General features: G+C 72.0%; 19 protein-coding genes and 1 tRNA gene. 16 read left to right on the top strand and 4 right to left on the bottom strand.

Translation table 11 applies throughout. From position 1 onward, the window contains the following. The first annotated feature begins 74 nt into the window (after positions 1–74). The 6 genes from K7472_RS23040 to K7472_RS23065 all read left to right on the top strand — a co-directional run bounded on the left by K7472_RS23040 (position 75) and on the right by K7472_RS23065 (position 8383). Entirely contained in the window at positions 75–1991 is a 1917-nt protein-coding gene (locus tag K7472_RS23040) for an outer membrane protein assembly factor BamB family protein (RefSeq protein ID WP_289679215.1), read from the top strand. Between the two features lie 354 nt (positions 1992–2345). Beyond that, positions 2346–3044, top strand: a complete 699-nt coding sequence (locus tag K7472_RS23045) for a response regulator transcription factor (RefSeq protein WP_222980439.1) — start codon at positions 2346–2348, stop codon at positions 3042–3044. A 464-nt stretch (positions 3045–3508) separates the two neighbouring features. Continuing rightward, a complete protein-coding gene (galT, locus tag K7472_RS23050) occupies positions 3509–4633 on the top strand; it encodes a galactose-1-phosphate uridylyltransferase (protein ID WP_222980440.1) in 1125 nt (374 codons plus the stop codon). A 68-nt stretch (positions 4634–4701) separates the two neighbouring features. Continuing rightward, entirely contained in the window at positions 4702–5742 is a 1041-nt protein-coding gene (gene galE, locus K7472_RS23055) for a UDP-glucose 4-epimerase GalE (protein WP_222980441.1), read from the top strand. Continuing rightward, positions 5739–6893, top strand: coding sequence for a galactokinase (gene galK / locus K7472_RS23060; RefSeq protein WP_222980442.1), 1155 nt, complete (start codon positions 5739–5741; stop codon positions 6891–6893). The genes galE and galK overlap by 4 nt, the downstream gene beginning before the upstream one ends. A gap of 632 nt (positions 6894–7525) precedes the next feature. Then, positions 7526–8383 (top strand): response regulator transcription factor, encoded by an 858-nt coding sequence (locus K7472_RS23065; RefSeq protein WP_222980443.1) that lies wholly within the window; start codon positions 7526–7528, stop codon positions 8381–8383. A gap of 66 nt (positions 8384–8449) precedes the next feature. Here the strand turns inward: K7472_RS23065 and K7472_RS23070 are convergent, their stop codons facing one another. Further along, positions 8450–8947 (bottom strand): MarR family winged helix-turn-helix transcriptional regulator, encoded by a 498-nt coding sequence (locus K7472_RS23070; RefSeq protein ID WP_222980444.1) that lies wholly within the window; start codon positions 8945–8947, stop codon positions 8450–8452. 151 nt (positions 8948–9098) lie between these two features. Between K7472_RS23070 and K7472_RS23075 the strand changes: the two genes are divergently transcribed. After that, positions 9099–9908, top strand: a complete 810-nt coding sequence (locus K7472_RS23075; RefSeq protein WP_222980445.1) for a trans-aconitate 2-methyltransferase — start codon at positions 9099–9101, stop codon at positions 9906–9908. A gap of 193 nt (positions 9909–10101) precedes the next feature. Further along, positions 10102–10467, top strand: a complete 366-nt coding sequence (locus tag K7472_RS23080; RefSeq protein ID WP_222980446.1) for a VOC family protein — start codon at positions 10102–10104, stop codon at positions 10465–10467. An 88-nt stretch (positions 10468–10555) separates the two neighbouring features. On the opposite strand, the gene K7472_RS23085 is transcribed toward K7472_RS23080, so the two are convergent. Both K7472_RS23085 and K7472_RS23090 read right to left on the bottom strand, forming a co-directional pair. After that, positions 10556–11338, bottom strand: a complete 783-nt coding sequence (locus tag K7472_RS23085) for a TetR family transcriptional regulator (RefSeq protein WP_372458029.1) — start codon at positions 11336–11338, stop codon at positions 10556–10558. Positions 11339–11361: 23 nt separating this feature from the next. Continuing rightward, positions 11362–12351 (bottom strand): acyl-CoA desaturase, encoded by a 990-nt coding sequence (locus K7472_RS23090; protein WP_222980447.1) that lies wholly within the window; start codon positions 12349–12351, stop codon positions 11362–11364. 178 nt (positions 12352–12529) lie between these two features. Between K7472_RS23090 and K7472_RS23095 the strand changes: the two genes are divergently transcribed. The 7 genes from K7472_RS23095 (at position 12530) to K7472_RS23125 (ending at position 18381) form a co-directional block, all read left to right on the top strand. Beyond that, on the top strand, positions 12530–13333 hold the full coding sequence (locus tag K7472_RS23095; protein ID WP_372458030.1) for a hypothetical protein: 804 nt from the start codon (positions 12530–12532) through the stop codon (positions 13331–13333). 11 nt (positions 13334–13344) lie between these two features. After that, positions 13345–13415 (top strand) — tRNA-Gln (locus tag K7472_RS23100). A 137-nt stretch (positions 13416–13552) separates the two neighbouring features. Next, positions 13553–14995, top strand: coding sequence for a bifunctional UDP-N-acetylglucosamine diphosphorylase/glucosamine-1-phosphate N-acetyltransferase GlmU (gene glmU / locus K7472_RS23105; protein WP_222980449.1), 1443 nt, complete (start codon positions 13553–13555; stop codon positions 14993–14995). A 141-nt stretch (positions 14996–15136) separates the two neighbouring features. After that, on the top strand, positions 15137–16114 hold the full coding sequence (locus K7472_RS23110; protein WP_222980450.1) for a ribose-phosphate diphosphokinase: 978 nt from the start codon (positions 15137–15139) through the stop codon (positions 16112–16114). A 244-nt stretch (positions 16115–16358) separates the two neighbouring features. Beyond that, a complete protein-coding gene (locus K7472_RS23115; RefSeq protein WP_222980451.1) occupies positions 16359–16976 on the top strand; it encodes a 50S ribosomal protein L25/general stress protein Ctc in 618 nt (205 codons plus the stop codon). 153 nt (positions 16977–17129) lie between these two features. Next, the gene (gene pth / locus K7472_RS23120; protein WP_222980452.1) at positions 17130–17714 is read left to right on the top strand and encodes an aminoacyl-tRNA hydrolase; all 585 of its coding nucleotides are present in this window, start codon (positions 17130–17132) and stop codon (positions 17712–17714) included. A gap of 175 nt (positions 17715–17889) precedes the next feature. Beyond that, entirely contained in the window at positions 17890–18381 is a 492-nt protein-coding gene (locus K7472_RS23125; protein ID WP_222980453.1) for a hypothetical protein, read from the top strand. A gap of 40 nt (positions 18382–18421) precedes the next feature. Here K7472_RS23125 and ppc read toward each other — a convergent pair whose 3' ends face one another. Beyond that, entirely contained in the window at positions 18422–21196 is a 2775-nt protein-coding gene (ppc, locus tag K7472_RS23130; RefSeq protein ID WP_222980454.1) for a phosphoenolpyruvate carboxylase, read from the bottom strand. Positions 21197–21341: 145 nt separating this feature from the next. Here ppc and K7472_RS23135 point away from each other — a divergent pair, with 145 nt between their 5' ends. Further along, the gene (locus K7472_RS23135; RefSeq protein WP_222980455.1) at positions 21342–22703 is read left to right on the top strand and encodes a sensor histidine kinase; all 1362 of its coding nucleotides are present in this window, start codon (positions 21342–21344) and stop codon (positions 22701–22703) included. Positions 22704–22779 lie beyond the last annotated feature (76 nt).

Consider the following 22779-nt stretch of genomic DNA (forward strand, 5'->3'; position numbering starts at 1 on the left):
ATACAAAGAGTTCCGTTTGGCGCCGGAGGTTCCCGGCGCGCCACGGAATTCTAGGATCACACGGGGGATCGCAGATGTCGCAACCACCGCCGCCGCAGCCACCGGACGGCCCGAACGAAGCGGCCGACCCGCAGCAGCCTTCGGCGGGACCGGAGCAGCAGCCGCCGGCGGCCGGTCCCGGGCAACCGCCCGCCGGGCGGCACGAGATGCCGACCCAGCTCGCCCACGGCAACCCGCCGCCCCCGCCCGGAGGCTCCCCGCAGGGCCCGCCGCCTCCGCCGCCCCCGCCCGGAGGCGCGCCGCAGAGCCCGTTCGGCCCGCCCGCGCAGGCCCCGCAGCCCGGTTACGGCTATCCGCAGCAGCCGCCGCAGCCCGGTTACGGCTACCCGCAGCAGCCCCCGGCCGCGCCCAACCCGTACGAGCAGGGCGGCGGTTACGGCCAGCCCGCCCCGTACGGCCAGAACCCGTACGCCGCCCAGCAGCCGGGCTACGGCTACCCGCAGCAGCAGCCCACGACCCAGCCGATGCAGCAGGGCGGTTGGGACGGCGGCGGGCAGAACCCGTACGGTTACGGCTACCCGCAGCAGCCCCAGCCGCCGCAGCCCGGCGGTGGCAAGCGGCTGTCCGGCGGCAAGCTGTACGGCCTGATCGCCGCGATCGTGGCCGGAGTCCTGGTGATCGGCGGCGGCGCGTACGCGCTGACCTCCGGCGGCGGCTCCAAGCCGCACCCGAACGTCTCGGCCTCCGGCGGCACGCAGGACGACAAGCCGCACAACTCCGAGGGTAAGGTGGCCTGGACGGTCGCCGCGCCCAAGGTGTCCAAGGCGCAGCTGGTCGCGCCGACCGCCGGGCAGTGGTTCGACGGCGGCGACGTCATCAAGCAGTCGACGACCGCGGTGACCGCGTACGACCTCGCCTCCGGGCAGCAGCGCTGGAGCGTGCCGTCCCCGGAGGGCGACACCTGCGCCGACGCGACCGACCTCGTCAGCCACCGGATCGCCGTGCAGTACGGCACCGACTGCGAGAACGTCATGGTCATCGACACCAGCGCGGGCAAGATGACCTGGCACAAGCCGCTGACCTCCTCCTCCGGTTCGTCGGGCGAGTCCGGCAAGTACGAGTTCATGTACACCGACATGGCGATCAGCGGGGACACCCTCGCGGTGACCTGGGACTCCAACACGGTGTCGTTCCAGGTGTCCACGGCCAAGCCGCTGTGGCACTCCAACGCGGGCGACAACTGCAGTGACGCCGGGTTCGCCGGGGGCGCGCGGATGGTCGAGGTCTACAAGTGCGGCCTCGACAGCGACCCGCCGTACCACGTCTCGCTGATCAACCCGGCCACCGGCAAGCCCACCTGGACCTGGGACGCCCCGGCCGGCACGTCGGTCACCAACGTCATCTCCGTCAACCCGGTCGTCGTCGGCATCAGCGCGGGCAACGACCTGATCACCGACGTGTGGGACGTGGACGGAGGCCGGTTGCAGGGCAAGATCTCGCTGGGCAAGGGCGGCGACGGGCAGAGCAAGTACGCCATCCAGTGCCCGTCGAACAACATGACCCCGTGCCGGAACGTCGCGGTCGACGGCAACACCCTCTACATGGCCACCGGCATCCAGAGCGGCGGCTCGGCCACGGACGGCGAGACCAACCAGGTCGCCGCCTTCGACCTGACCACCGGCAACCCCAAGTGGCTGTCGAAGAACCCCGGTACGCCGCTGGACGTGGTGGGCATCCAGGGGCACGCGGTCGTCGCGTACCAGGAGGTCGCCTACGAGCACGGCGGCGCGATCGTCACGCTCGCCCCGTCCACCGGCGCGATCAGCCCGTACCTGAAGTTCTCCGACGACACCCGCGAGCAGGAGTACGACGCTTACATGCCCGGCATCAACGACCTGGACGAGGGCTGGTACGACAACACGTTCGTGCTGTCGCTCACCGAGGTCACCGACAACGGCGACTACAAGTACCTGATGGCGGGCCTGCACTGAGCGACCCCGCCCGCGACGCGGTCCCACGACGGCCGCCCGGCCACCCCGCCTCTGAACGGGGGCGGAACCGGGCGGCCGTCGCCGTTTCCCGGTCGGTACTCGGACGAATCCGGACGGATTGCGGCCTGAACCCGCCGGGAAGGTAGGGATTTTCGGTATTGGGGCACGCTTCTCCCCGGTAAGGGGGGCGGGACGTCGAACAAGCGTGTAGCTTCCGGGACTGGACCCGGGTCCCCAGGGGGTGGGGGCCGTGGCGGGACGCCGGGTGAGCCGCGCTACGTCGGGAGAGGGGCACGCGTGGACCAGGTGAGGCCGGGGGTCACACCGCTGAGGGGGGAATGGGGGGCTGACCGGATGGGCGTACGGCTCGTGGTGGTCGACGACCACAGACTGCTCGCGGAGGCGCTGGCCTCGGCGCTGAAACTGCGCGGACACCGGGTGCTGGCGGCGGGCGCGCCGAGCGCGGGGGCGGCCGACCTGGTGATCGCCCGCGCCCCCGAGGTGTGCCTGCTGGGCACCGCCTCCCCGGCCGAGCCGGGCGCCTTCGACCCGGTGGCCCGCATCAAGCGCGAACGGCCCGCTGTCGCCGTCGTGGTGCTCGGTCCCGTGCCCAACCCGCGTGGCATCGCGGCGGCGTTCGCGTCCGGGGCGTCCGGCTACGTACGGCACGACGAGCGCATCGAGGGCGTGGAACGGGCGATGGCCAAGGCCCGAGCGGGCGAGGTCGCGGTCGCACCGCCGCTGTTGCAGGGCGCGTTCGCGGAACTGCTGCACCCGGCGGCCGAACCGGACGACGAGGGCAGCCGACTGCTCCAGATACTCACGCCGCGCGAGCTGGAGGTGCTGGTGCGGGTCGCCGAGGGCGAGGACACGCGGCTGATCGCGGCCGGGATGCGCATCGCGCCGAGCACCGCCCGCACCCACGTCCAGCGCGTCCTGATGAAGCTGGGCGTCGGCTCCCGCCTGGAGGCCGCAGCGCTCGCCGCCCGAACGGGCCTCCTGGACCGAGCAGCAGCGGAAGGCATCCCCTCGGGCCCGCACCGGGGGGAGTAGCGCGGGGGCGGGCACCGCCTGACGCGAACGTGGCGAACGGGGTCGTCGGGCGTGCCGTCTTCGGTGGCGAGGCAGAGGCGATCGTGCCGGCCGAAGTAGCCGTGCCCGCCGAAGCAGCCGTGGCGAACGCGGTCGCCGGGCGTGCCGTCTTCCGTGGCGAGGCAGAGGCGGTCGCGCCCCCGAAGCAGCCGTGGCGCACGCACTCGTCGGCGTGCCCTCTCCCGGGGCGAGGGCGGCGCGCCCTCCCTTCCCACCTCCGTGATCCGCACGATTCCTGATGCTATTTGTTGGATTGCGCCGCAAGCCCGCCCCCCCCACCCCGCGCGAACACCCCGCGCCGCCCCCGCAAGCCCACGAGCGTGGCGCCCAGCCACGCTCGTGATCGCGGCATTGACGCCACTGTTGGCTTGTGGTTCATTGTGTTCGGTTATGTTTGGGGCTGAACGCTGTGAGGAGCCTCCTGGGTGAAGAAGACGACGACCCGCCTCGCCGACGGCCGGGAACTGGTCCACTACGACTCCCGCGACGACGCGGTCCGCGACACCGTCGACCACCGCCCGCTCGACGCCACCTCGACCGCCTCGGAGATCCGCCGCGACCCCCTGCGGGGCGACTGGGTCGCCATCGCCTCGCACCGGCAGGGCCGCACCTACCACCCGCCCGCCGACGAGTGCCCGCTGTGCCCCTCGCGTGACGGCCGGCTCAGCGAGATCCCCTCCGACGACTACGACGTCGTCGTCTTCGAGAACCGCTTCCCCTCCCTCATCGGCCCCCCGGGACCGCAGTCGGCCGAGGACGAGCGAGGACTGTTCGCGCGCCGCCCCGCCGCCGGGCGCTGCGAGGTGGTCTGCTTCACCTCCGACCACGACGCCTCGTTCGCCGACCTCACCCCCGAACAGGCCGCGCTCGTCCTGGAAGTGTGGACCGACCGCACCGCGGAACTGTCCGAACTCCCAGGCGTGGAACAGGTCTTCTGCTTCGAGAACCGCGGCCGCGAGATCGGCGTCACCCTCAGCCACTCCCACGGCCAGATCTACGCCTACCCCTTCGTCACCCCGCGCACCGAGAGCACCCTGCGCGAACTCGCCGCCCACCGCGACAGGACGGGAGGCCGCAACCTCTTCGACGACGTCCTCGCCGCCGAACGCGCCGACGCCGCCCGGGTGGTCATCGACGGCGACCACTGGACCGCCTTCGTCCCGCACGCCGCCCACTGGCCGTACGAGGTCCACCTCTACCCCCGCCGCCGCGTCCCCGACCTGCCCGCGCTCGACGACGCCGCGCGCGCCGAGTTCCCGCACGTCTACCTGGAAGTGCTGCGTCGCTTCGACCGCGTCTTCGGCCCCGACGAGCCGCCCACGCCGTACATCTCCGCCTGGCACCAGGCCCCCGTGCACCACCCGGACCGCCGGGAGTTCGGGCTGCACCTGGAGCTGTTCACCGTCCGCCGCTCCAAGGGCAAGCTGAAGTTCCTCGCCGGTTCGGAATCCGGCATGAACGTCTTCGTCAACGACGTGCCGCCCGAGACCGCCGCCGCCCGGCTGCGCGAGGTCGCCACCCCCGGCTTCCGCCTCACAGCGCACCGATAGCGACGACGGCTAGGTTGCGGCACGGGGCGGCTCGCAGGCCCCAGCACCCCCAGGAAGGCGACACCCACGTGAGCAGCAGCACCAAGAGGTACCTCGTCACCGGCGGCGCCGGCTACGTCGGCAGCGTCGTGGCCGCCCACCTGCTGGAGGCCGGACACCGGGTCACCGTGCTGGACGACCTGTCCACCGGCCACCGCGCGGGCGTGCCCGCGGCGGCGGACTTCGTGGAGGGCCGCATCCAGGACGCCGCGAGCGTCCTGGACCCCTCCTACGACGCCGTGCTCCACTTCGCCGCCTGCTCACAGGTCGGCGAATCCGTCGCGCGGCCCGAGAAGTACTGGCGCAACAACGTCGGCGGCACCATCGAACTGCTCACCGCCATGCGCGACGCCGACGTGCGCAGCCTCGTCTTCTCCTCCACCGCCGCCACCTACGGCGAACCGGCCACCGTCCCCATCACCGAGGACCTGCCGACGCTGCCCACCAACCCGTACGGCGCGACCAAACTCGCCGTCGACCAGATGATCAGCGGTGAATGCGCCGCCCACGGACTGGCCGCGGTGTCACTGCGCTACTTCAACGTCGCCGGTGCGTATACCGCGCAGGACGGCACCACCTACGGCGAGCGCCACGAACCCGAGTCGCATCTCATCCCCCTCGTCCTCCAAGTCGCCCGCGGCGAACGCGAGTCGATCTCCGTCTACGGCGACGACTACCCCACCCCGGACGGCACCTGCGTCCGGGACTACATCCACGTCGCCGACCTCGCCGACGCGCACCTCCTCTCCCTCGCCCACGCACGCGCGGGCGAGCACTTGATCTGCAACCTCGGCAACGGCAACGGCTTCTCCGTGCGCGAGGTCGTCGACACCGTCCGGCGGGTCACCGGTCACCCGATCCCGGAGACCCCCGCGTCCCGGCGGGCAGGGGACCCCGCGGTCCTGGTGGCCTCCGCCGAGCGCGCCCGCACCCGCCTCGGCTGGAAGCCGACCCGTACCGACCTGGCGTCGATCGTCCGCGACGCGTGGGAGTTCGAGCCGAACGGGGACCGCCGCGACCCCTCGCCCGCCGCGCCCTCCAGCGCGTCACACAAGGAGAACGAGGCGTGACCGCCGAGGCGTTCCAACGCACGTTCGGATTCACCCCAGAGGGTGAATGGGCGGCTCCGGGGCGGGTCAACCTCATCGGGGAGCACACCGACTACAACGACGGCTTCGTCATGCCGTTCGCCCTGCCCCACACCACCCGCGCCACCGTCGCCCGCCGCGACGACGGCCTGCTGCGCCTGCACTCCAGCGACGACCCCACCGGCGCCGTCACCGCACTGCGCCTCGCCGACCTCGCCCCCGGCCGCGTCACCGGCTGGACCGCCTACCCCGCCGGAGTCCTGTGGGCCCTGCGCGAAGCCGGCCACCACGTCGGCGGCGCGGACATCCACTACGACTCCACCGTTCCCACCGGCGCCGGGCTGTCCTCCTCCGCCGCCCTAGAGGTCGTCACCGCGCTCGCGCTCTCCGACCTGTACGAACTCGGCCTGGAACGCGGCCCGTTGGCCCGACTGTGCCAGCGCGCCGAGAACGACTTCGTCGGCGCGCCCACCGGGATCATGGACCAGACCGCCTCCGCCTGCTGCGCCGAGGGCCACGCCCTGCACCTCGACACCCGCGACCTGACGCAGCGGCAGATCCCGTTCGACCTCGCCGCAGCCGGCCTGCGGCTGCTGGTCGTCGACACCCGCGTCAAGCACGCCCACAGCGACGGCGCCTACGGGGACCGCCGCCGCGGCTGCGAGGCCGGCGCCGCCGCCCTCGGGGTACCCGCGCTGCGGGACATCCCGTACGACGAACTCGACGCGGCACTGAGGCGGTTGGAGGCGGGCGGCACCGGCGAGGAGGTGCGGCGGCTGGTACGGCACATCGTCACCGAGAACCGCCGCGTCACCCGCGTCGCCGCGCTCCTCGAAGCGGGCGACCCCCGCGCCGTCGGCCCCCTCCTGACCGAGGGGCACGCCTCGCTGCGCGACGACTTCCGGGTCTCCTGCGCGGAGTTGGACCTCGTGGTCGACACCGCCCTCGACGCCGGAGCGCTCGGGGCCCGCATGACCGGCGGCGGCTTCGGCGGCTCCGCGATCGTCCTGGCGGAGAACGCGAGCACGGACAAGGTCACCGAGGCGATCACCGCGGCGTTCACCACGAAGGGCTGGGCCGCGCCGCGGGTCTTCACCGCCACGCCGGGCGCGGGGGCCAGGCGGATCGGGTGAGCCGTGTCATGGCGTGAGGCGGGGGCCTGCTTGACGGCGTGAGGCGGTCCGGCGTCGCGGTTCCGCGCGATGAAGGCGTGAGGCGATCCGGCGTCGCGGTTCCGCGTGAAGGCGTGAAGGCGTGAAGGGGCGGACGGGCGGGTGGGATCGCGTGGCGGGCGGTCCGCGCCGACCGCGCGCCGGGGCGTGTGCGGTGTGACTGGCGTTGCGTACGGGGCCTCCGTGCGCCGCGTGCGGAGTGGTCGACCAGCGCGCACCGACGTTCCGCGCAACCGTTCCGCCCGCGCCGCACACCCTGCCGTATGCCGACGGAACGGACACCCTCGCCCTGGGCCCGTACCGCCCCTGCCTGGGGCGTCGCCCCGCCGTCACCTCCCGTACGACCCCCGTGCGTGCCACAGCCGCGATCCCGCCCCCGGCCGTTCCTTTCGCGCCGAACACCCGCCCCCTGCACCCGAGTTCGCCGTTCCGCCTCCCGGTGTCAGTGCTCCGGCCTACGCTTTCGGCATGGGTTCCGGTGCGTACGGGACCGGTCGCAGGGAGTGGTGCGCCGGGGGCGAGGCCCGGTCCGCCCCGCCCCGCGTGCCAAGCAGCAGCCGTCCGTCATCCGCGGCGAGGGGGAGTGTGATCGCGTGGCCCGGATTCGCGTACTGGTGGTCGACGACCACCGCATATTCGCCGAGTCGCTGGCCGCCGCCCTCGCGGCGGAGCCGGACGTCGAGGTCCTGGCGGCCGGGAGCGGCCCCGCGGCCCAGCGCGCCCTGGACCGCGCCGCGGGCGAAGGCAGGCGCTTCGACGTGCTGCTGGTCGACGCCGACCTGGGCGCCGTCGCCCACCTGCCCGCACCCCGCACGCCGGAGCAGCTCCGCCCGCCCGAACCCCGCGCCGCCGAGCCCCGCAACGTCGAGCCTCGTGCCGCCGAGCCGGTCCCGTCCGCCGTGCCGCCGCGCGTACCCGGCCAACCTGGGGCCGACGCGCCGCTGGACGGCATAGCCCTGGTGGAACGGGTCCGCGCCGGCCATCCCGCCACCCGTACCGTCGTGCTGGCCGAACGCGACGACCCGCGCCGCGCCGCGCGCGCCCTGCAGGCCGGGGCGGCCGGCTGGGTCGCCAAGGACAGCTCCCTGTCCCGGCTGCTCGCCGTCATCCGCGGAGTGCTGCGCGACGAGACGCACCTGCCGCCCGCGCTGCTCACCGGGGTGCTGCGCGAGCTGACCGCCGCCCGCAGGCACCGCACCGAGAGCGAACGGCTGGTGGAGTCGCTGACGCCGCGCGAGCAGGAAGTGCTGCGCTGCATGGTCGCGGGCCTCGGCCGCAAGGCGGTCGCGGAACGGCTCTACCTCTCCCCGCACACCGTCCGCACCCACATGCAGAACGTGCTGGGCAAGCTCGGCGTGCACTCCACCCTGGCCGCCGTCGCACTGGCCCGGCGCGCGGGCGTCGGCCCCGCCGACCTCGCGATACCGGCGGGCAGCGGCACGACCGCGTGACGTTCGGGCCGTACGGAGTAAGCCGGGCGCGCCATCGAACGCTCGGCTCCGCACGTCGTCGAACGCTCAGCCCGGCACGTTGTCGAACGGCGCCGTCAACTGGCGCAGCAACGAGGCGAGTTCGGTGCGCTGGCGGGAGGACAGCTCACCCAGGATCGCCCGCTCCTGGTCCAGCAGCCCGGCCAGTGACTCATCCGCGCGGTGCTGGCCCTCGACGGTGAGGCGCACCAGCACGCCGCGCCGGTCGTTGGGGTCGGGCAGCCGCTCGACCAGGCCGCGCTTGGCCAGCCGGTCGATGCGGTTGGTCATCGTGCCCGACGTCACGAGCGTCTGGGTGAGCAGCTGCCCCGGTGACAGCTGATAGGGGGCGCCGGCCCGCCGCAGCGACGTCAGCACGTCGAACTCCCACGGTTCGAGGCTGTGCTCGGCGAACGCGAGCCGCCGCGCCCGGTCCAGGTGCCGGGCGAGCCTGCTGACGCGGCTCAGCACCTCCAGCGGCTCCACGTCGAGGTCCGGGCGCTCACGGCGCCACGCAGCCACCAGCCTGTCGACCTCGTCCTCCATGCGATCAGTGTAGTGGTTCTGTCGACATGAAGTCTCTTGACATCAAGAGATTGGAAAGAGGATTGTATGGGCAATGTCGGCGTCGGGAGACAGTCGAAAGCCGGCCACGCCTCCCACTCAAGGACACGCACCTCATGAGGGGGCCCCGCCCATGCACCAGGCGACCTGGGATCCGCAGCAGTACCTCCGCCACGCCGGACACCGCACCCGGCCCTTCCACGACCTTCTCCACCGCATCCCCGCCATTCCCGGCAACCCCCCGCGCATCGCCGACCTCGGCTGCGGCCCCGGCAACGTCACCACCCTGCTCGCCGACCGCTGGCCCGACGCCCGCGTCACCGGCCTCGACAGCTCCGCCGAGATGCTCGCCACCGCCGAGCAGTACGCCGGACTCACCCCCGGCGGCGGCAGGCTCTCCTTCCGCCGGGCCGACGCCGCCACCTGGATCCCCGACCGCCCCTACGACCTCATCGTCTCCAGCGCCGCCCTCCAGTGGGTCCCCAACCACCCCGACATGATCCCCACCTGGATCGGCAGCCTCGCCCCCGGCGGCACCTTCGCCCTCCAGGTCCCCGGCAACTTCACCTCACCCAGCCACGCCCTCCTCGACGACCTGTGCGACGCACCGCAGTGGCGCGAACGCCTCGGCGGCCACGGACGCCGCTACACCCACATCCTCGACACCGCCGGATACCTCGAACTCCTCAGCGGCCTCGACTGCGTCGTCGACGCCTGGGAGACCACCTACGTCCAACTCCTCACCGGAGAGGACCCGGTGCTCGACTGGACCAAGGGCACCGCCCTGCGCCCCGTCCTCACCGCCCTCGCCGGCGACGAGGAGGCCCAGCACGAGTTCGTCGCCCAGTACCGCGACCTGCTCCGCAAGGCCTACCCGCCGGGCCCGCGTGGCACGGTCTTCCCGTTCCGCCGCATCTTCGCGATCGCGACCCGGCGGGACTGACCCCGCAGCCCGGCCGGAGGGCCGTCCCGGAAGGGGCGGCGCCGCCGGTCGTACGGGGGAGAAGCAGCCGGTGCGGACCGTCGGGGGGCGGCCCGCACCGGCCGCGCCGCCCGCGCCACGCCCGCCCCGCGAACCCGACGAACCCGTAAGCCCTACGAACCCGTAAGCCCTACGAACTCAGGAAACCGACACCGTGATCACCGCACTGGACCACGTCCAACTCGCCGCCCCACCCGGCAGCGAAGACACCCTGCGCGGCTACTACCGCGACGTCCTCGGCATGACCGAGATCCCCAAACCACCCGCACTCGCCGCCCGCGGCGGATGCTGGTTCACGGCCGGAACCGTCCACCTCCACATCGGCGTCGAGCAGGACTTCACACCCGCCAGGAAAGCCCACCCAGGACTGCGCGTCACCGCCATCCACGCCTACGCGCGACGCCTCACCGAACGCGGAGCGACCGTCACCTGGGACGACAACCTCCCCGGCCACCACCGCTTCTACGCGCACGACCCGTACGGCAACCGCATCGAGTTCCTCGAACCGATCGACGCGTGAACGAGCCGACGCCTCACGTGCCAACAGGCGGCCCACGCGTCAGCCGGCGCACCCGCCACGCGTCAGGAAAGCGGGCCGCCGCCCCCGCTCACGCCTTGCGGTGCCCTATCAGGCGCGGCTTCGGCTCAAGACCCGACAACCCGTTCCACGCCAGATTCACCAGATGCGCCGCCACGTCCGCCTTCTTCGGGCGCCGCACGTCGAGCCACCACTGACCCGTCAACGCCACCATGCCGACCAGCGCCTGCGCGTACATCGGCGCCAGCTTCGGCTCGAAACCCCGCTGCTTGAACTCCTCGCCGAGGATGTCCTCCACCCGCGTCGCGATGTCACTGATCAACGACGCGAACGTCCCCGTCGACTGCGCCACCGGCGAATCCCGCACCAGGATGCGGAAACCGTCCGTCGACTGCTCGATGTAGTCCAGCAACGCGAACGCCGCCTGCTCCAGCAACTCCCGGGGATGACCCCCGGTCAGCGCACTCGTCACCATGTCCAGCAGCAGCCGCATCTCACGGTCCACCACGACCGCGTACAAGCCCTCCTTGCCACCGAAGTGCTCGTACACCACCGGCTTGGAGACCCCCGCCTTGTGCGCGATCTCCTCCACCGACGTGCCCTCGAAACCGCGCTCCGCGAACAACTGCCGCCCGACATCGAGCAGTTGCTCACGCCGCTGCGCACCCGTCATCCGCACCCGGCGCGTCCTGCGACCACCCGGCGACGAACCCCCCGGCGACCCGACCGGCACCCCCGCACCGGCCGACGACGCCCCCGACGACGCACCGCGACCTGCGGAACCCCTCGCCCCGGAGGAACCCCGCGACGACGCCGCCCTGCGCGTACCGCCGCCCGCCGCCCTGCCCGCCATCCCGTCCGTCGCCACGGGCACCATCATGCCGCCTCGGCGACGTCTTCCTTACGCCGGGAGGCGATCCGCTCCGCGCTCGGCCAGCGCACGTCCGACGCCCAGCCCAGCTTCTCGAACCAGCGGATGATCCGCGCGCTGGAGTCGATCTGGCCGCGCATCACACCGTGCCGCGCGCACGTCGGGTCGGCGTGGTGCAGGTTGTGCCACGACTCACCGCACGACAGCACCGCCAGCCACCACACGTTCCCCGAACGGTCCCGCGACTTGAACGGACGCTTGCCCACCGCGTGACAGATCGAGTTGATCGACCACGTCACGTGGTGCAGCAACGCCACCCGTACCAGCGAACCCCAGAAGAACGCCGACGCCGCGCCCCACCACGACATCGTCACCAGGCCACCCACCAGCGGCGGGATCAGCAACGACACCGTCGTCCACAGCACGAACTGCCGCGACACCATCCGGATCGCCGAGTCCTTGATCAGATCCGGCGCGTACTTGTGCTGCGGCGTCTGCTCCTCGTCGAACATCCAGCCCATGTGCGCCCACCACAACCCCTTGAGCAGGGCCGGAACGGTCTCGCCGTAACGCCACGGCGAGTGCGGGTCGCCCTCCGCGTCGGAGAACTTGTGGTGCCTGCGGTGGTCCGCCACCCAGCGCACGACCGGGCCCTCCACCGCCATCGACCCGGCGATCGCCAGCGCCACGCGCAGCGGGCGGTTCGCCTTGAACGAGCCGTGGGTGAAGTAACGGTGGAAGCCCACGGTGATGCCGTGGCAGCCCAGGAAGTACATGAACACCATCAGGCCCAGGTCGAGCCAGCTCATGCCCCAGCCCCAGGCGATCGGGATCGCCGCGACGAGCGCGACGAACGGGACGCCGATGAACAGCGCCAAGGTGATCTGCTCGACCGACCCCTTGCTGTCGGCGCCCAGGGTCGCGCTCGGCAGCGCCTGCTCGGCTGCGGGCCCGGGATCCCGGGGCTCGGTGATCACGTCCGGCTGTGTGGTCATGAATGTCCCTCGGGGGTGCGGGAATGTCTTACGGACCTACGGGACCGTAACCTACGTCGCCGTAAGTATGGCAGGGCCCGGCCCACCCGGCCCAGCACCGCGCACGCGGCGCCTCGGGCATACGTGCCCGCTCTTCAAGGTCATCAAGGCTGCGGCCCCGGACTTCCGCACGACTTCCATCCGCCCAGGTCACGCCCGGACGGGTGAAGCCACTCGATCGTGTGGTCGACCGCCGAACGTCTGGCGTGTCGGCGGGGGCGGGGTGAACGCTTGTTCCATGACCGCCGCGAAGACCGAACTGCGCACGAGGGCGCGGGAGTTACGAGGAGAGGGGAAGACGTATGACGAGATCGTGGAGGTGTTGGGCGTTTCGAAGAGCTCGGTGTCGCTGTGGGTGAGGGACCTGCCGAGGCCGCCCCGGCGAACCCCGGTCGCCGAGCACGTGCGGATGATGGCGGAGGCGAGGTGGGGCCCGCGCCGGGAGGAGGCGCGCCTCCTGCGCGAGCGCACCAAGACCGCTGCCGCAGCCGAGATCGGGAGTCTGGAAGGTCGAGAGCTGTTCCTGCTGGGCGTCGGGCTCTACTGGGCTGAGGGCTCGAAGAGCAAGTCCTACCGGCTGAAGGAGCGCGCGATATTCGTCAACAGCGATCCGGGCATGATTAGCGTCTACCTGGCCTGGCTCGCGCTGCTCGGGGTCGCACCGGAGCGGCTGGGCTTCCGGGTGATGATCCACGAGTCCGCTGACGTCGCCGGGGCGGAGCGGTACTGGGCGGGGCTGGTCGGCGTCGACGTGTCCGCGCTCTCCAAGACGACGCTCAAACGGCACAACCCGAGAACGGTGCGTAAGAACGTGGGTGAGGGTTACCGGGGATGCCTGGTCGTGGACGTGCGTGGAAGTGCTGACCTATACCGTCGCATCGAAGGCTGGTGGTACGGCATAGTAGGGGCTGCGCGCGAGATCGAATTGCCAATTCGGACATAGCGCGCGATCCATCCCGGATCGTCTAAAGGTAGGACAAACGGTTTTGGTCCGTTGAATGGGGGTTCGAGTCCTCCTCCGGGAGCATCAGGTTCGAGTGAGGGCCCCGGTCGGCTGACCGGGGCCCTTCGCGTGGCCGGTCGCCCCCCTCCCGTATGGGCGCCCACGTAACCCCTCGGTATCCTGCGGGTATCCACCCCCCGAACGCCGAGGAGCCTCCCCGTGAGCCCCATCCGACCGGCTGCCGTCGTCGTCCTTGCCGCGGGTGAGGGCACCCGCATGAAGTCGGCGACCCCCAAGGTGCTGCACGAGATCTGCGGCCGCTCCCTGGTGGGCCACGTGGCCGCCGCGGCCCGCGAGCTGGACCCCGAGCACCTGGTCGTCGTCGTCGGCCACGCCCGCGAGCAGGTCGTCGCGCACCTGACCGAGATCGACCCCGCCGCCCGTACCGCCGTCCAGGCGGAACAGAACGGCACCGGTCACGCCGTCCGCACCGCCCTGGACGCGCTGGCCGCCGACGGCGTGGCGCTCGACGGCACCGTGGTGATCACCTGCGGCGACACCCCGCTGCTGACCTCCGCCACGTTGCGCGAGCTGGCCGGTGCCCACGAGCGCGACGGCAACGCGGTGACCGTGCTGACCGCCGAGGTGCCGGACGCCACCGGTTACGGCCGCATCGTGCGCGAGGCGGACGGCTCGGTCGCCGGCATCGTCGAGCAGAAGGACGCCGACGCCGCGCAGCGCGCGATCCGGGAGATCAACTCGGGTGTGTTCGCGTTCGACGCGAAGCTGCTGGCGGAGGCACTGTCGAAGATCACCACCGACAACGCGCAGGGCGAGGAGTACCTGACCGACACGCTGGCGATCCTGCGGGCGGCCGGGCACCGGGTGGGCGCCTCGCTCGCCGCGGACCACCGCGAGGTCGCCGGCATCAACAACCGCGTGCAGCTGGCCGAGGCGCGCCGGATGCTCAACGACCGGCTGCTGCGGGACGCGATGCTGGCCGGGACGACGGTCGTGGACCCGGCGACGACGTGGGTGGACGTGACGGTGGAGTTCGAACCGGACACGGTGGTGCACCCGGGGACCCAGCTGAGGGGTGCGACGCGGCTGGCGGCCGGTGCGCAGGTGGGCCCGAACTCGACGCTGACGGACACCGAGGTGGGCGAGGGCGCGAAGGTGAGTTTCACGGTGGCGGAGGGCGCGTTGATCGGCCCGGAGGCCAGCGTGGGCCCGTACGCGTACCTGCGGCCGGGGACGCGGATGGCGCGTGGCTCGAAGGCGGGCACGTACGTGGAGATGAAGAACGCCTCGATCGGTGAGGGCACGAAGGTGCCGCACCTGTCGTACGTGGGGGACGCGACGATCGGTGAGCACACCAACATCGGTGCGGCGAGCGTGTTCGTGAACTACGACGGTGAGCACAAGCACCACACGACGGTGGGCAGCTACTGCAAGACGGGTGCGGACAACATGTTCGTGGCGCCTGTCACAGTCGGGGACGGTGTCTACACGGCGGCCGGTTCTGTGATCATCAAGGACGTGCCGTCGGGTGCGCTGGCGGTCGCCCGTGGCCAGCAGCGCAATATCGAGGGCTGGGTGGTCCGTAAGCGGCCCGGGAGCGGTGCCGCGAAGGCGGCGGAGAGGGCCGAACGGGGCGAGTGACCTGGGCATGATCCGTTTCGCCCGGGTATCCGAGCGCGTCGCGCGGGGCGTACCGTGTGGGGTGCACATATTTCCGCCAGCTCGCCCATCCGCGGGTGAAGCTGCGTCGAACACCAGTCGAATCACCTAGGAGACTGTGCAGTGACCGGGATCAAGACGACCGGTGAGAAGAAGCTGATGCTCTTCTCCGGCCGCGCCCACCCCGAGCTGGCGGAGGAGGTGGCGCACAAGCTGGGTGTTCAGCTGGTGCCGTCCAAGGCCTTCGACTTCGCGAACGGCGAGATCTACGTGCGGTTCGAGGAGTCGGCGCGAGGCTGCGACGCCTTCGTGATCCAGAGCCACACGGCCCCCATCAACAAGTGGATCATGGAGCAGTTGATCATGATCGACGCGTTGAAGCGTGCGTCGGCGAAGCGGATCACCGTGATCGTGCCGTTCTACGGCTACGCGCGGCAGGACAAGAAGCACCGCGGCCGGGAGCCGATCTCGGCGCGGCTGATGGCGGACCTGTTCAAGACGGCGGGTGCGGACCGGATTCTGACGGTGGACCTGCACACCGACCAGATCCAGGGTTTCTTCGACGGCCCGGTGGACCACTTGTTCGCGCTGCCGCTGCTGGCGGACTACGTGGGCACGAAGGTGGACCGCGAGAAGCTGACGATCGTGTCGCCGGACGCGGGCCGGGTGCGGGTCGCGGACCGCTGGTGCGACCGGCTGGGCGCGCCGCTGGCGATCGTGCACAAGCGGCGTGACCCGGATGTGGCGAACCAGGTCACCGTGCACGAGGTGGTCGGTGACGTGAGGGGCCGCATCTGTGTGCTGGTGGACGACATGATCGACACCGGTGGCACGATCTGCGCCGCGGCGGACGCGTTGTTCGCCAACGGTGCGGAGGACGTGATCGTGACGGCGACGCACGGTGTGCTGTCGGGTCCGGCGGCTGACCGGCTGAAGAACTCCAAGGTGAGCGAGTTCGTGTTCACCGACACCCTGCCGACGCCGGGTGAGCTGGAGTTGGACAAGATCACGGTGCTGTCGATCGCGCCGATGATCGCGAGTGCGATCCGTGAGGTGTTCGAGGACGGTTCGGTGACGAGCCTGTTCGACGACGCGCACTGACACACGCGGGACATGGTCTGCCCGAGGGGGCGGAGGCGCCGGTCGCCTCCGCCCCCTCGGCCGTGGTAACGGGCACCCCGCCGCTGCGGGTAGAATCGCGGGGTTGCTCGGCGAGGGAGACCGTGCGCGGTCTCCGTTATCGACGCGCTTTCGAGAGTGCGAGTTGCGGGTTCGGAGCAGGTCCGTCGTGGACCGAGCGGCAGATCGTTGTACATATCCGTCGTCATCCACGAGGAGTGCTGACATGGCTGAGGTCAAGATCACCGCTGGTGTGCGGTCCGAGTTCGGCAAGGGCGCCGCGCGTCGCATCCGTCGCGCGGGTCAGGTCCCGGGCGTCATCTACGGTCACGGCGCCGAGCCGGTCCACGTCAACCTGCCGGGTCACGAGCTGATGCTCGCGCTGAAGACCCCGAACGTCCTGATCAGCCTCGACGTGGACGGCAAGTCCGAGCTGGTCATCCCGAAGGCCGTGCAGAAGGACCCGATCAAGGGCTTCCTGGAGCACGTCGACCTGCTGCAGGTCAAGCGGGGCGAGAAGGTCTCCGTCGAGATCCCGGTGCACGTCGAGGGCGAGCTGGCCCCGGGCGGCAACCTGATCGAGCACGTGCTGAACGCGCTGCCGGTCGAGGCCGAGGCCACCCACATCCCGGAGTCCGTCACCGTCTCGGTGGAGGGCCTGGAGGCCGGCGCGTCGATCCTGGCGAAGGACATCGAGCTGCCGAAGGGCACCTCGCTGGCCGTCGAGGACGACGCGGTCGTGCTGCAGATCGTGGCGGCGCAGGCCGAGGCTCCGGCCGAGGAGGAGGCCGAGGCCGAGGAGGGTGCCGAGGCGGCGGCTCCCGCCGAGGGCGACGAGGCCTGAGTGACGCGCGGCGCGGCGGCCTGAGGGTCCTGCCGCGCGGGGCGTGTCGCCTGTTTTCCGCGAACCGCCGTCCGGTGTTGTCCGGGCGGCGGTTCGTCGTGTCGTACGGTCCTGCGGGGCGTCAGGAGCCGGGAGGAGAAGGTGGGCGTGAGCATGCGTGGTACCGCGGAGGCCGAGGGGCCGTGGCTGGTGGCGGGGCTGGGCAATCCCGGTCCCGAGTACGCGGGCAACCGGCACAACATCGGGTTCATGGTGGCGGACCTGCTGGCGGAGCGGATCGGTGGCCGGTTCAAGGCGCACAAGAGCCGGGCGCAGGTCGTGGAGGGCCGGATCGGCGGGCAGCGGGTGGTGCTGGCGAAGCCGATGTCGTTCATGAACGTCTCGGGTGGTCCGGTGACGGCGTTGCGGGACTTCTACAAGGTGGCGACGGAGCGGATCATCGCGGTCCACGACGAGCTGGACATCGACTACGCGACGCTGCGGCTGAAGAAGGGCGGCGGTGACAACGGTCACAACGGCCTGAAGTCGATCACGAAGTCGCTGGGTCCGGAGTATCTGCGGGTGCGGTGCGGGATTGGGCGGCCACCGGGGCGGATGGAGGTGGCGTCGTTCGTGCTGAAGGACTTCTCCTCGGTGGAGCGCAAGGAGCTGGAGTGGTTCGTGGACCGCGCGGCGGACGCGGTCGAGTCGTTGATCGAGGACGGCTTGGAACGGGCGCAGAGCACGTACAACAACTGAGCGGTCAATGGCGGGGCGGTCGACGGCGGAGCGGTCGACAACCGAGCGGTCGACGGCGGAGCGGCCGGCGGACGGGCGTGGGCGGCTCGTTGTGCGGTGTAGTTGTGCGGGGTATGAGGCTGTATGCGTCAACCGTTGTTGACCCCCGCGGCCTCGATCCCCAAGGATCGCGCGCATGCGGAAACGGAGCCTGATCCGGCGGCTGGGTGAGAGTGCCTGGGGTCTGCTGCTGCTGACGAGGGTGGTCGTGGTGGCGGCCCTGGCGGTGCTGGTGCTGGCGGCGGGGGCCTGGGTGTCGTGGAGTTCGGGCCGGGACGCGGTGGCGTCGGGTCTGGAACGCGGCACGATGACGGTGACCGCGTGCGGGGCGTCGTCGTGTTCGGGGCCGTTCGCACCGAGCGGGCCGCAGCCGCCGCTGGCGAGGGTGTCGGTGGACCGGCTGGTGACCCGGGGCACAGGGCAGCGCTTCCCGGTGGTGGTCGAGCCGGGCACCGCCAAGGTGGTGCGGACCGGTCCTGCCGGTGTGCTGTTCGCGTTGCGGCCGTTGGCCGGGGCGCTGTTGCTGGCGGCGCTGGTGGTGGGGTTCGGCCTGCGGATGCGGCGTACGGCGTGGTTGTCGGGGCTCGCGGGGGTGTTGCTGGTGGCGGTGCCGTTCGCGCTGGGGTGAGGTCCTGGCGCGTACGGCACCGCCACCGGCGGTTTCGGCGTCAGCCGGTGTTGCGCAGACCTGCGGCGACACCGTTGACGGTGAGCAGCAGGGCGCGGGCCAGCGTGGGGTCGGGCTCGGCGCCTTCGGCCGCGTCCTTGCGCTGGCGGTCGAGCAGGGCGACCTGGAGGTAGGAGATCGGGTCGAGGTAGGCGTCGCGGACGTGGAAGGTCTGCTTGAGCACCGGGTTGGAGTCGAGCAGGTCGTCCTCGCCGGTGATGCGCAGCACCTCGCTGACGGTCAGGGCGTGTTCGGCCTCGATGTCGGCGAAGACGTGCTTGAGGTCGTCGGGCACGAGGGTGTCGACGTAGTGCCGGGCGATGCGCAGGTCGGTCTTGGCGAGGGTCATCTCCACGTTGGACAGGAAGTTGCGGAAGAAGTGCCAGCGTTCGTGCATCTCGTCGATGACCGCGTCGAGTCCCGCCTCGCGGGCGGCCTTCAGGCCGGAGCCGACGCCGAACCAGCCGGGCACGATCTGCCGGGACTGGGTCCAGCCGAACACCCAGGGGATCGCCCGCAGTCCGTCGAGTCCGGCGCCGGAGTCGGGCCGCCGGGAGGGGCGGGAGCCGAGGTGGAGTTCGGCGAGCTGGTCGACGGGGGTGGAGGCGAAGAAGTAGGCGGGCAGGTCGGGGTCCTCCACCAGGCGCCGGTAGGCGCCGTGCGCGGCTTCGGAGACCTGTTCCATCGCGGCGTCCCAGCGGGCCAGCGCCTCGTCGGACTGGCGGGGCGCGGTGTGCAGGGCGGAGGCCTGGAGGGTGGCGGCGACGGTCAGTTCGAGGTTCTCGCGGGCGAGTGACGGGATGAGGTACTTGTCGGAGATGACCTCGCCCTGCTCGGTGACCTTGATCTCGCCTTCGAGGGTGCCCCAGGGCTGGGAGAGGATCGCCTCGTGGGAGGGGCCGCCGCCGCGGCCGACGGTGCCGCCGCGGCCGTGGAAGAGGCGCAGCCGCACCCCGTAGCGGTGGGCGACGTCGCGCAGGCGGCGCTGGGCGCGGTGGATCTCCCACTGGCTGGTGGTGATGCCGCCGAACTTGGAGGAGTCGGAGTAGCCGAGCATGACCTCCTGGACGTCGCCGCGCAGCGAGACGAGCTTGCGGTAGGAGGGGTCGGAGAGCATCTCCTCCAGCAGCTTGTCGGCGATCCTCAGCTCGTCGGTGGTCTCCAGCAGCGGCACGATGCCGATCCTGGCGACGCCGGCGTGCAGGTCGATCAGTCCGGCCTCGCGGGCGAGGACGGCGGCGGCGAAGACGTCGTCGGAGCCGAGGCACATCGAGATGATGTACGACTCGATGACCTCGGGCCCGAAGCGGTCGAAGGCCTCGCGGACGGTGTGGAAGACGCCGAGGGTCTTGGTGCCGTCGGCGTCGAGCGGGGCGGGGGTGCCGGACAGCGGGCGGCGGGAGCGCAGTTCCTTGGCGAGGAGCCTGCGCCGGTAGTCGCGGGGCATGTCGGCGTAGCGCCAGGACTCCTCGCCGAGGCGGTCGAAGAGCTGGCCGAGGGCGCGGTGGTGGGCCTCGGCGTGTTCGCGCACGTCGAGGGTGGCGAGCTGGAGGCCGAAGGCGGACAGGGTGCGGATGGTCCGCTCCAGGCGGCCGTCGGCGATCAGTCCGCCGCGGTGGGCGCGCAGCGAGTCCTGGATCAGGGTGAGGTCGCGCAGCAGTTCGGTGGTGCCCAGGTAGTCGCGGCCCTCGGCGTGCGGGGTGCCCTTCGCGAGCCGTTCGCGGGTGTTGACCAGCTTCTGGCGTACGCAGGTGGCCTTGAGGCGGTAGGGCTCCTCGGCGTTGAGGCGCTTGTAGCGGGGGCTGATCTCGGGGAGGGCGGCGAGGTCGTTCTCCAGGGAGGAGAGGAGCTCGTCGGTCGCGCCGCAGTTGCGGATGGAGTTCGACAGGGCCCCGCGCAGGAAGTCGACGAGTTCCAGGGCGTCGGTGATGCCGTGCTCGTGCTGGAGGATCAGCACGTCCCAGGTGACCTGCGGGGTGACGTTGGGGTTGCCGTCGCGGTCGCCGCCGATCCAGGTGCCGAAGGTCAGCGGGCGGCTGCCGGGCGGCAGGGGCGCGCCGATGCGTTCGAGTTCGGCGCCGAGGTCCTCCAGGACGTCGCCTGCCGCGCCCTGGTGGAGCTCGTCGAGGTAGTAGACGGCGTTGCGGGCCTCGTCGGCGGGCTCGGGGCGGGCGACGCGCAGTTCGTCGGTCTGCCACAGCAGGTCGATGTTCTCCGCGAGCCGCAGGTCGTGGCGGCGGCGGTCGCCGTCGGCGCCGGGTTCGGTGTCGAGGAGCTCGGCGATGCGGCGCAGCTTGTTCAGGACGCTGCGGCGGGCGGCCTCGGTGGGGTGGGCGGTGAAGACGGGACGGACGCCGAGGTGCTTGACGGTCTCGCGCAGGTGCTCGGGGTCGGCGTCCTTGAGCCGGTCGGCGGTGCGGGCCAGCAGGCCGCCCTCGACGGCGCGGCGGGCGCGCAGCTCACGGCCGCGGTGCACCTGTTCGGTGACGTTGGCGAGGTGGAAGTAGGTGGAGAACGCCCGCACGAGCTTGGTGGCGGTCGGCAGGTCGGTCTCCCGCAGCAGCGCGGCGGCGGCCTCCCCGTCGCTGCGGGTGAGCGCCCTGACCTCTTCGACCAGCTCCAGCAGTTCCCGGCCCTCCTGGCGCACCAGGGTCTCGCCGAGCAGTTCGCCCAGTCGCCGGATGTCGGCGCGCAGGGCGGCGTTGTCGGCGGTCTCGGGGGCGGCGGCTCCGGTGGGGGAACCGGTCCGGTCGTGGGTGTTGTCGGCTGTGCTCACAGGTGCGGCTCCTTGCGAGTCCTTGTGATGGACGGCTGACGTTGCGGACCGCGCTGTCCGACGGGGACAGGATATGTGCTGGACAGCGCGGCGGCCGGAGCCCGGGCTGAGGGGGCCGGCCGGGGGGCCGCTTACGCTGGCAGGTATGACGACGACGGGGGAAACGGTGTCGCGGGTGCCCGGGCGCACCGCCGGCACGGGGCCGTGGTGGTGGCCCAGGTGGCGGAGCCTGGTGCTGGACGCGGTCCTGGCAACGGTGTCGGCGCTGGAGTGCGGGGCCGAGGGCGCCACGTTCGCGCACGGCAACGGGCTGCCGGTGCCGCTGGGCGTGGTGCTCGGGCTGGTGGTCGGGGCGACGCTGCTGTTGCGGCGGCGCTGGCCGATAGCGGTGGTGCTGATCGCGCTGGCGGTCACGCCCGCGCAGATGGGCGTGGTGCTGGGGCTGGTGTCGCTGTACACGCTGGCGGCGTCCGACGTGCCGCGGCGGATCATCGTGTCGCTGGTGGCGATGACGGTGGGCGGCACGCTGATCGTCTCGTTCGTCGACATGAACCGGAACCTGGTGCACCGGGGCTACACCTCGCCGCTGTGGGCGTTCGCGATCGCCGTGCTGGTGGCGGTGGGCCTGACCGCCCCGCCGGTGCTGCTGGGGCTGTACGTGGGGGCGCGCCGCCGCCTGGTGGAGACGCTGCGGGAGCGGGCGGACGACCTGGAGCGGGAGCTGTCGCTGCTGGCGGAGAAGGCGGGGGAGCGGGCGGAGCGGGCGCGCATCGAGGAGCGGACCCGCATCGCCCGGGAGATGCACGACGTGGTGGCGCACCGGGTGAGCCTGATGGTGGTGCACGCCTCCGCGCTGCGCACCGTCGTACGGGAGGACCCGGACCGGGCGATCGGCAGCGCGGAGCTGCTCGGCGACATGGGCAGGCAGGCGCTGAACGAGCTGCGGCAGATGCTGGGCGTGCTGCGCACCGGCGCGGTGGCCCCGGCGGCGGCGCCCGCGGCGGTGCCGCCCGCTCCAGCTCCAGCCCCCGCTCCCGAGGCGGCCCCGGCGGCCGGGCTGGTCCCGCTGGGCGACGACGCCGGGCCGGAGGCGGCGCGGGAGGAGGGCGCCGGGCCGTGCCTGGCGCAGCTCGGGGTGCTGGTGGAGCAGTCGCGGGCGGCCGGGATGGTGGTGTCGCTGTCCGAGGAGGGCGACCGGCGTCCGCTGGCGGCGCCCGTGGAGCGGACGGCGTACCGGGTGGTGCAGGAGGCGCTGACCAACGTCCACAAGCACGCCGTGGGCGCGAAGACGCTGGTGCGGGTGGCCTACCGCTCGCAGGAGGTCGCGGTGCTGGTGGAGAACGGACCGCCGGACGGGCAGCCGTCGGCGGGCCTGCCCAGCGGCGGCAACGGGCTGGTCGGCATGAAGGAGCGCGTCGCGGCGCTGGGCGGCGGCTTCGTCGCGGGCCCGAACCGCGCGGGCGGCTTCCGGGTCTCCGCGGTCATCCCGGCGGGCGGCACGCGCTGAGCCCCGCCGGGCGGCCCGCGCTGAGCCTCCCGGGGTGCGCCGTGCCCGTGCCGAGCCTCCCGGGGTGCGCCGTGCC

Source organism: Streptantibioticus parmotrematis (genome assembly GCF_019890615.1).
GTDB classification, from domain to species: domain Bacteria; phylum Actinomycetota; class Actinomycetes; order Streptomycetales; family Streptomycetaceae; genus Streptantibioticus_D; species Streptantibioticus_D parmotrematis.

What these genes read in the sequence shown, in the direction of transcription:
- K7472_RS23040 (WP_289679215.1), top strand. Translation starts at nt 75, where the DNA reads ATGTCGCAACCACCGCCGCCGCAGCCACCGGACGGCCCGAACGAAGCG.
- K7472_RS23045 (WP_222980439.1), top strand. Translation starts at nt 2,346, where the DNA reads ATGGGCGTACGGCTCGTGGTGGTCGACGACCACAGACTGCTCGCGGAG.
- K7472_RS23070 (WP_222980444.1), bottom strand. Translation starts at nt 8,947, where the DNA reads ATGGAGGACGAGGTCGACAGGCTGGTGGCTGCGTGGCGCCGTGAGCGC.
- K7472_RS23075 (WP_222980445.1), top strand. Translation starts at nt 9,099, where the DNA reads ATGCACCAGGCGACCTGGGATCCGCAGCAGTACCTCCGCCACGCCGGA.
- K7472_RS23085 (WP_372458029.1), bottom strand. Translation starts at nt 11,338, where the DNA reads ATGGCGGGCAGGGCGGCGGGCGGCGGTACGCGCAGGGCGGCGTCGTCG.
- K7472_RS23090 (WP_222980447.1), bottom strand. Translation starts at nt 12,351, where the DNA reads ATGACCACACAGCCGGACGTGATCACCGAGCCCCGGGATCCCGGGCCC.
- K7472_RS23115 (WP_222980451.1), top strand. Translation starts at nt 16,359, where the DNA reads ATGGCTGAGGTCAAGATCACCGCTGGTGTGCGGTCCGAGTTCGGCAAG.
- pth (WP_222980452.1), top strand. Translation starts at nt 17,130, where the DNA reads ATGCGTGGTACCGCGGAGGCCGAGGGGCCGTGGCTGGTGGCGGGGCTG.
- K7472_RS23125 (WP_222980453.1), top strand. Translation starts at nt 17,890, where the DNA reads ATGCGGAAACGGAGCCTGATCCGGCGGCTGGGTGAGAGTGCCTGGGGT.
- K7472_RS23135 (WP_222980455.1), top strand. Translation starts at nt 21,342, where the DNA reads ATGACGACGACGGGGGAAACGGTGTCGCGGGTGCCCGGGCGCACCGCC.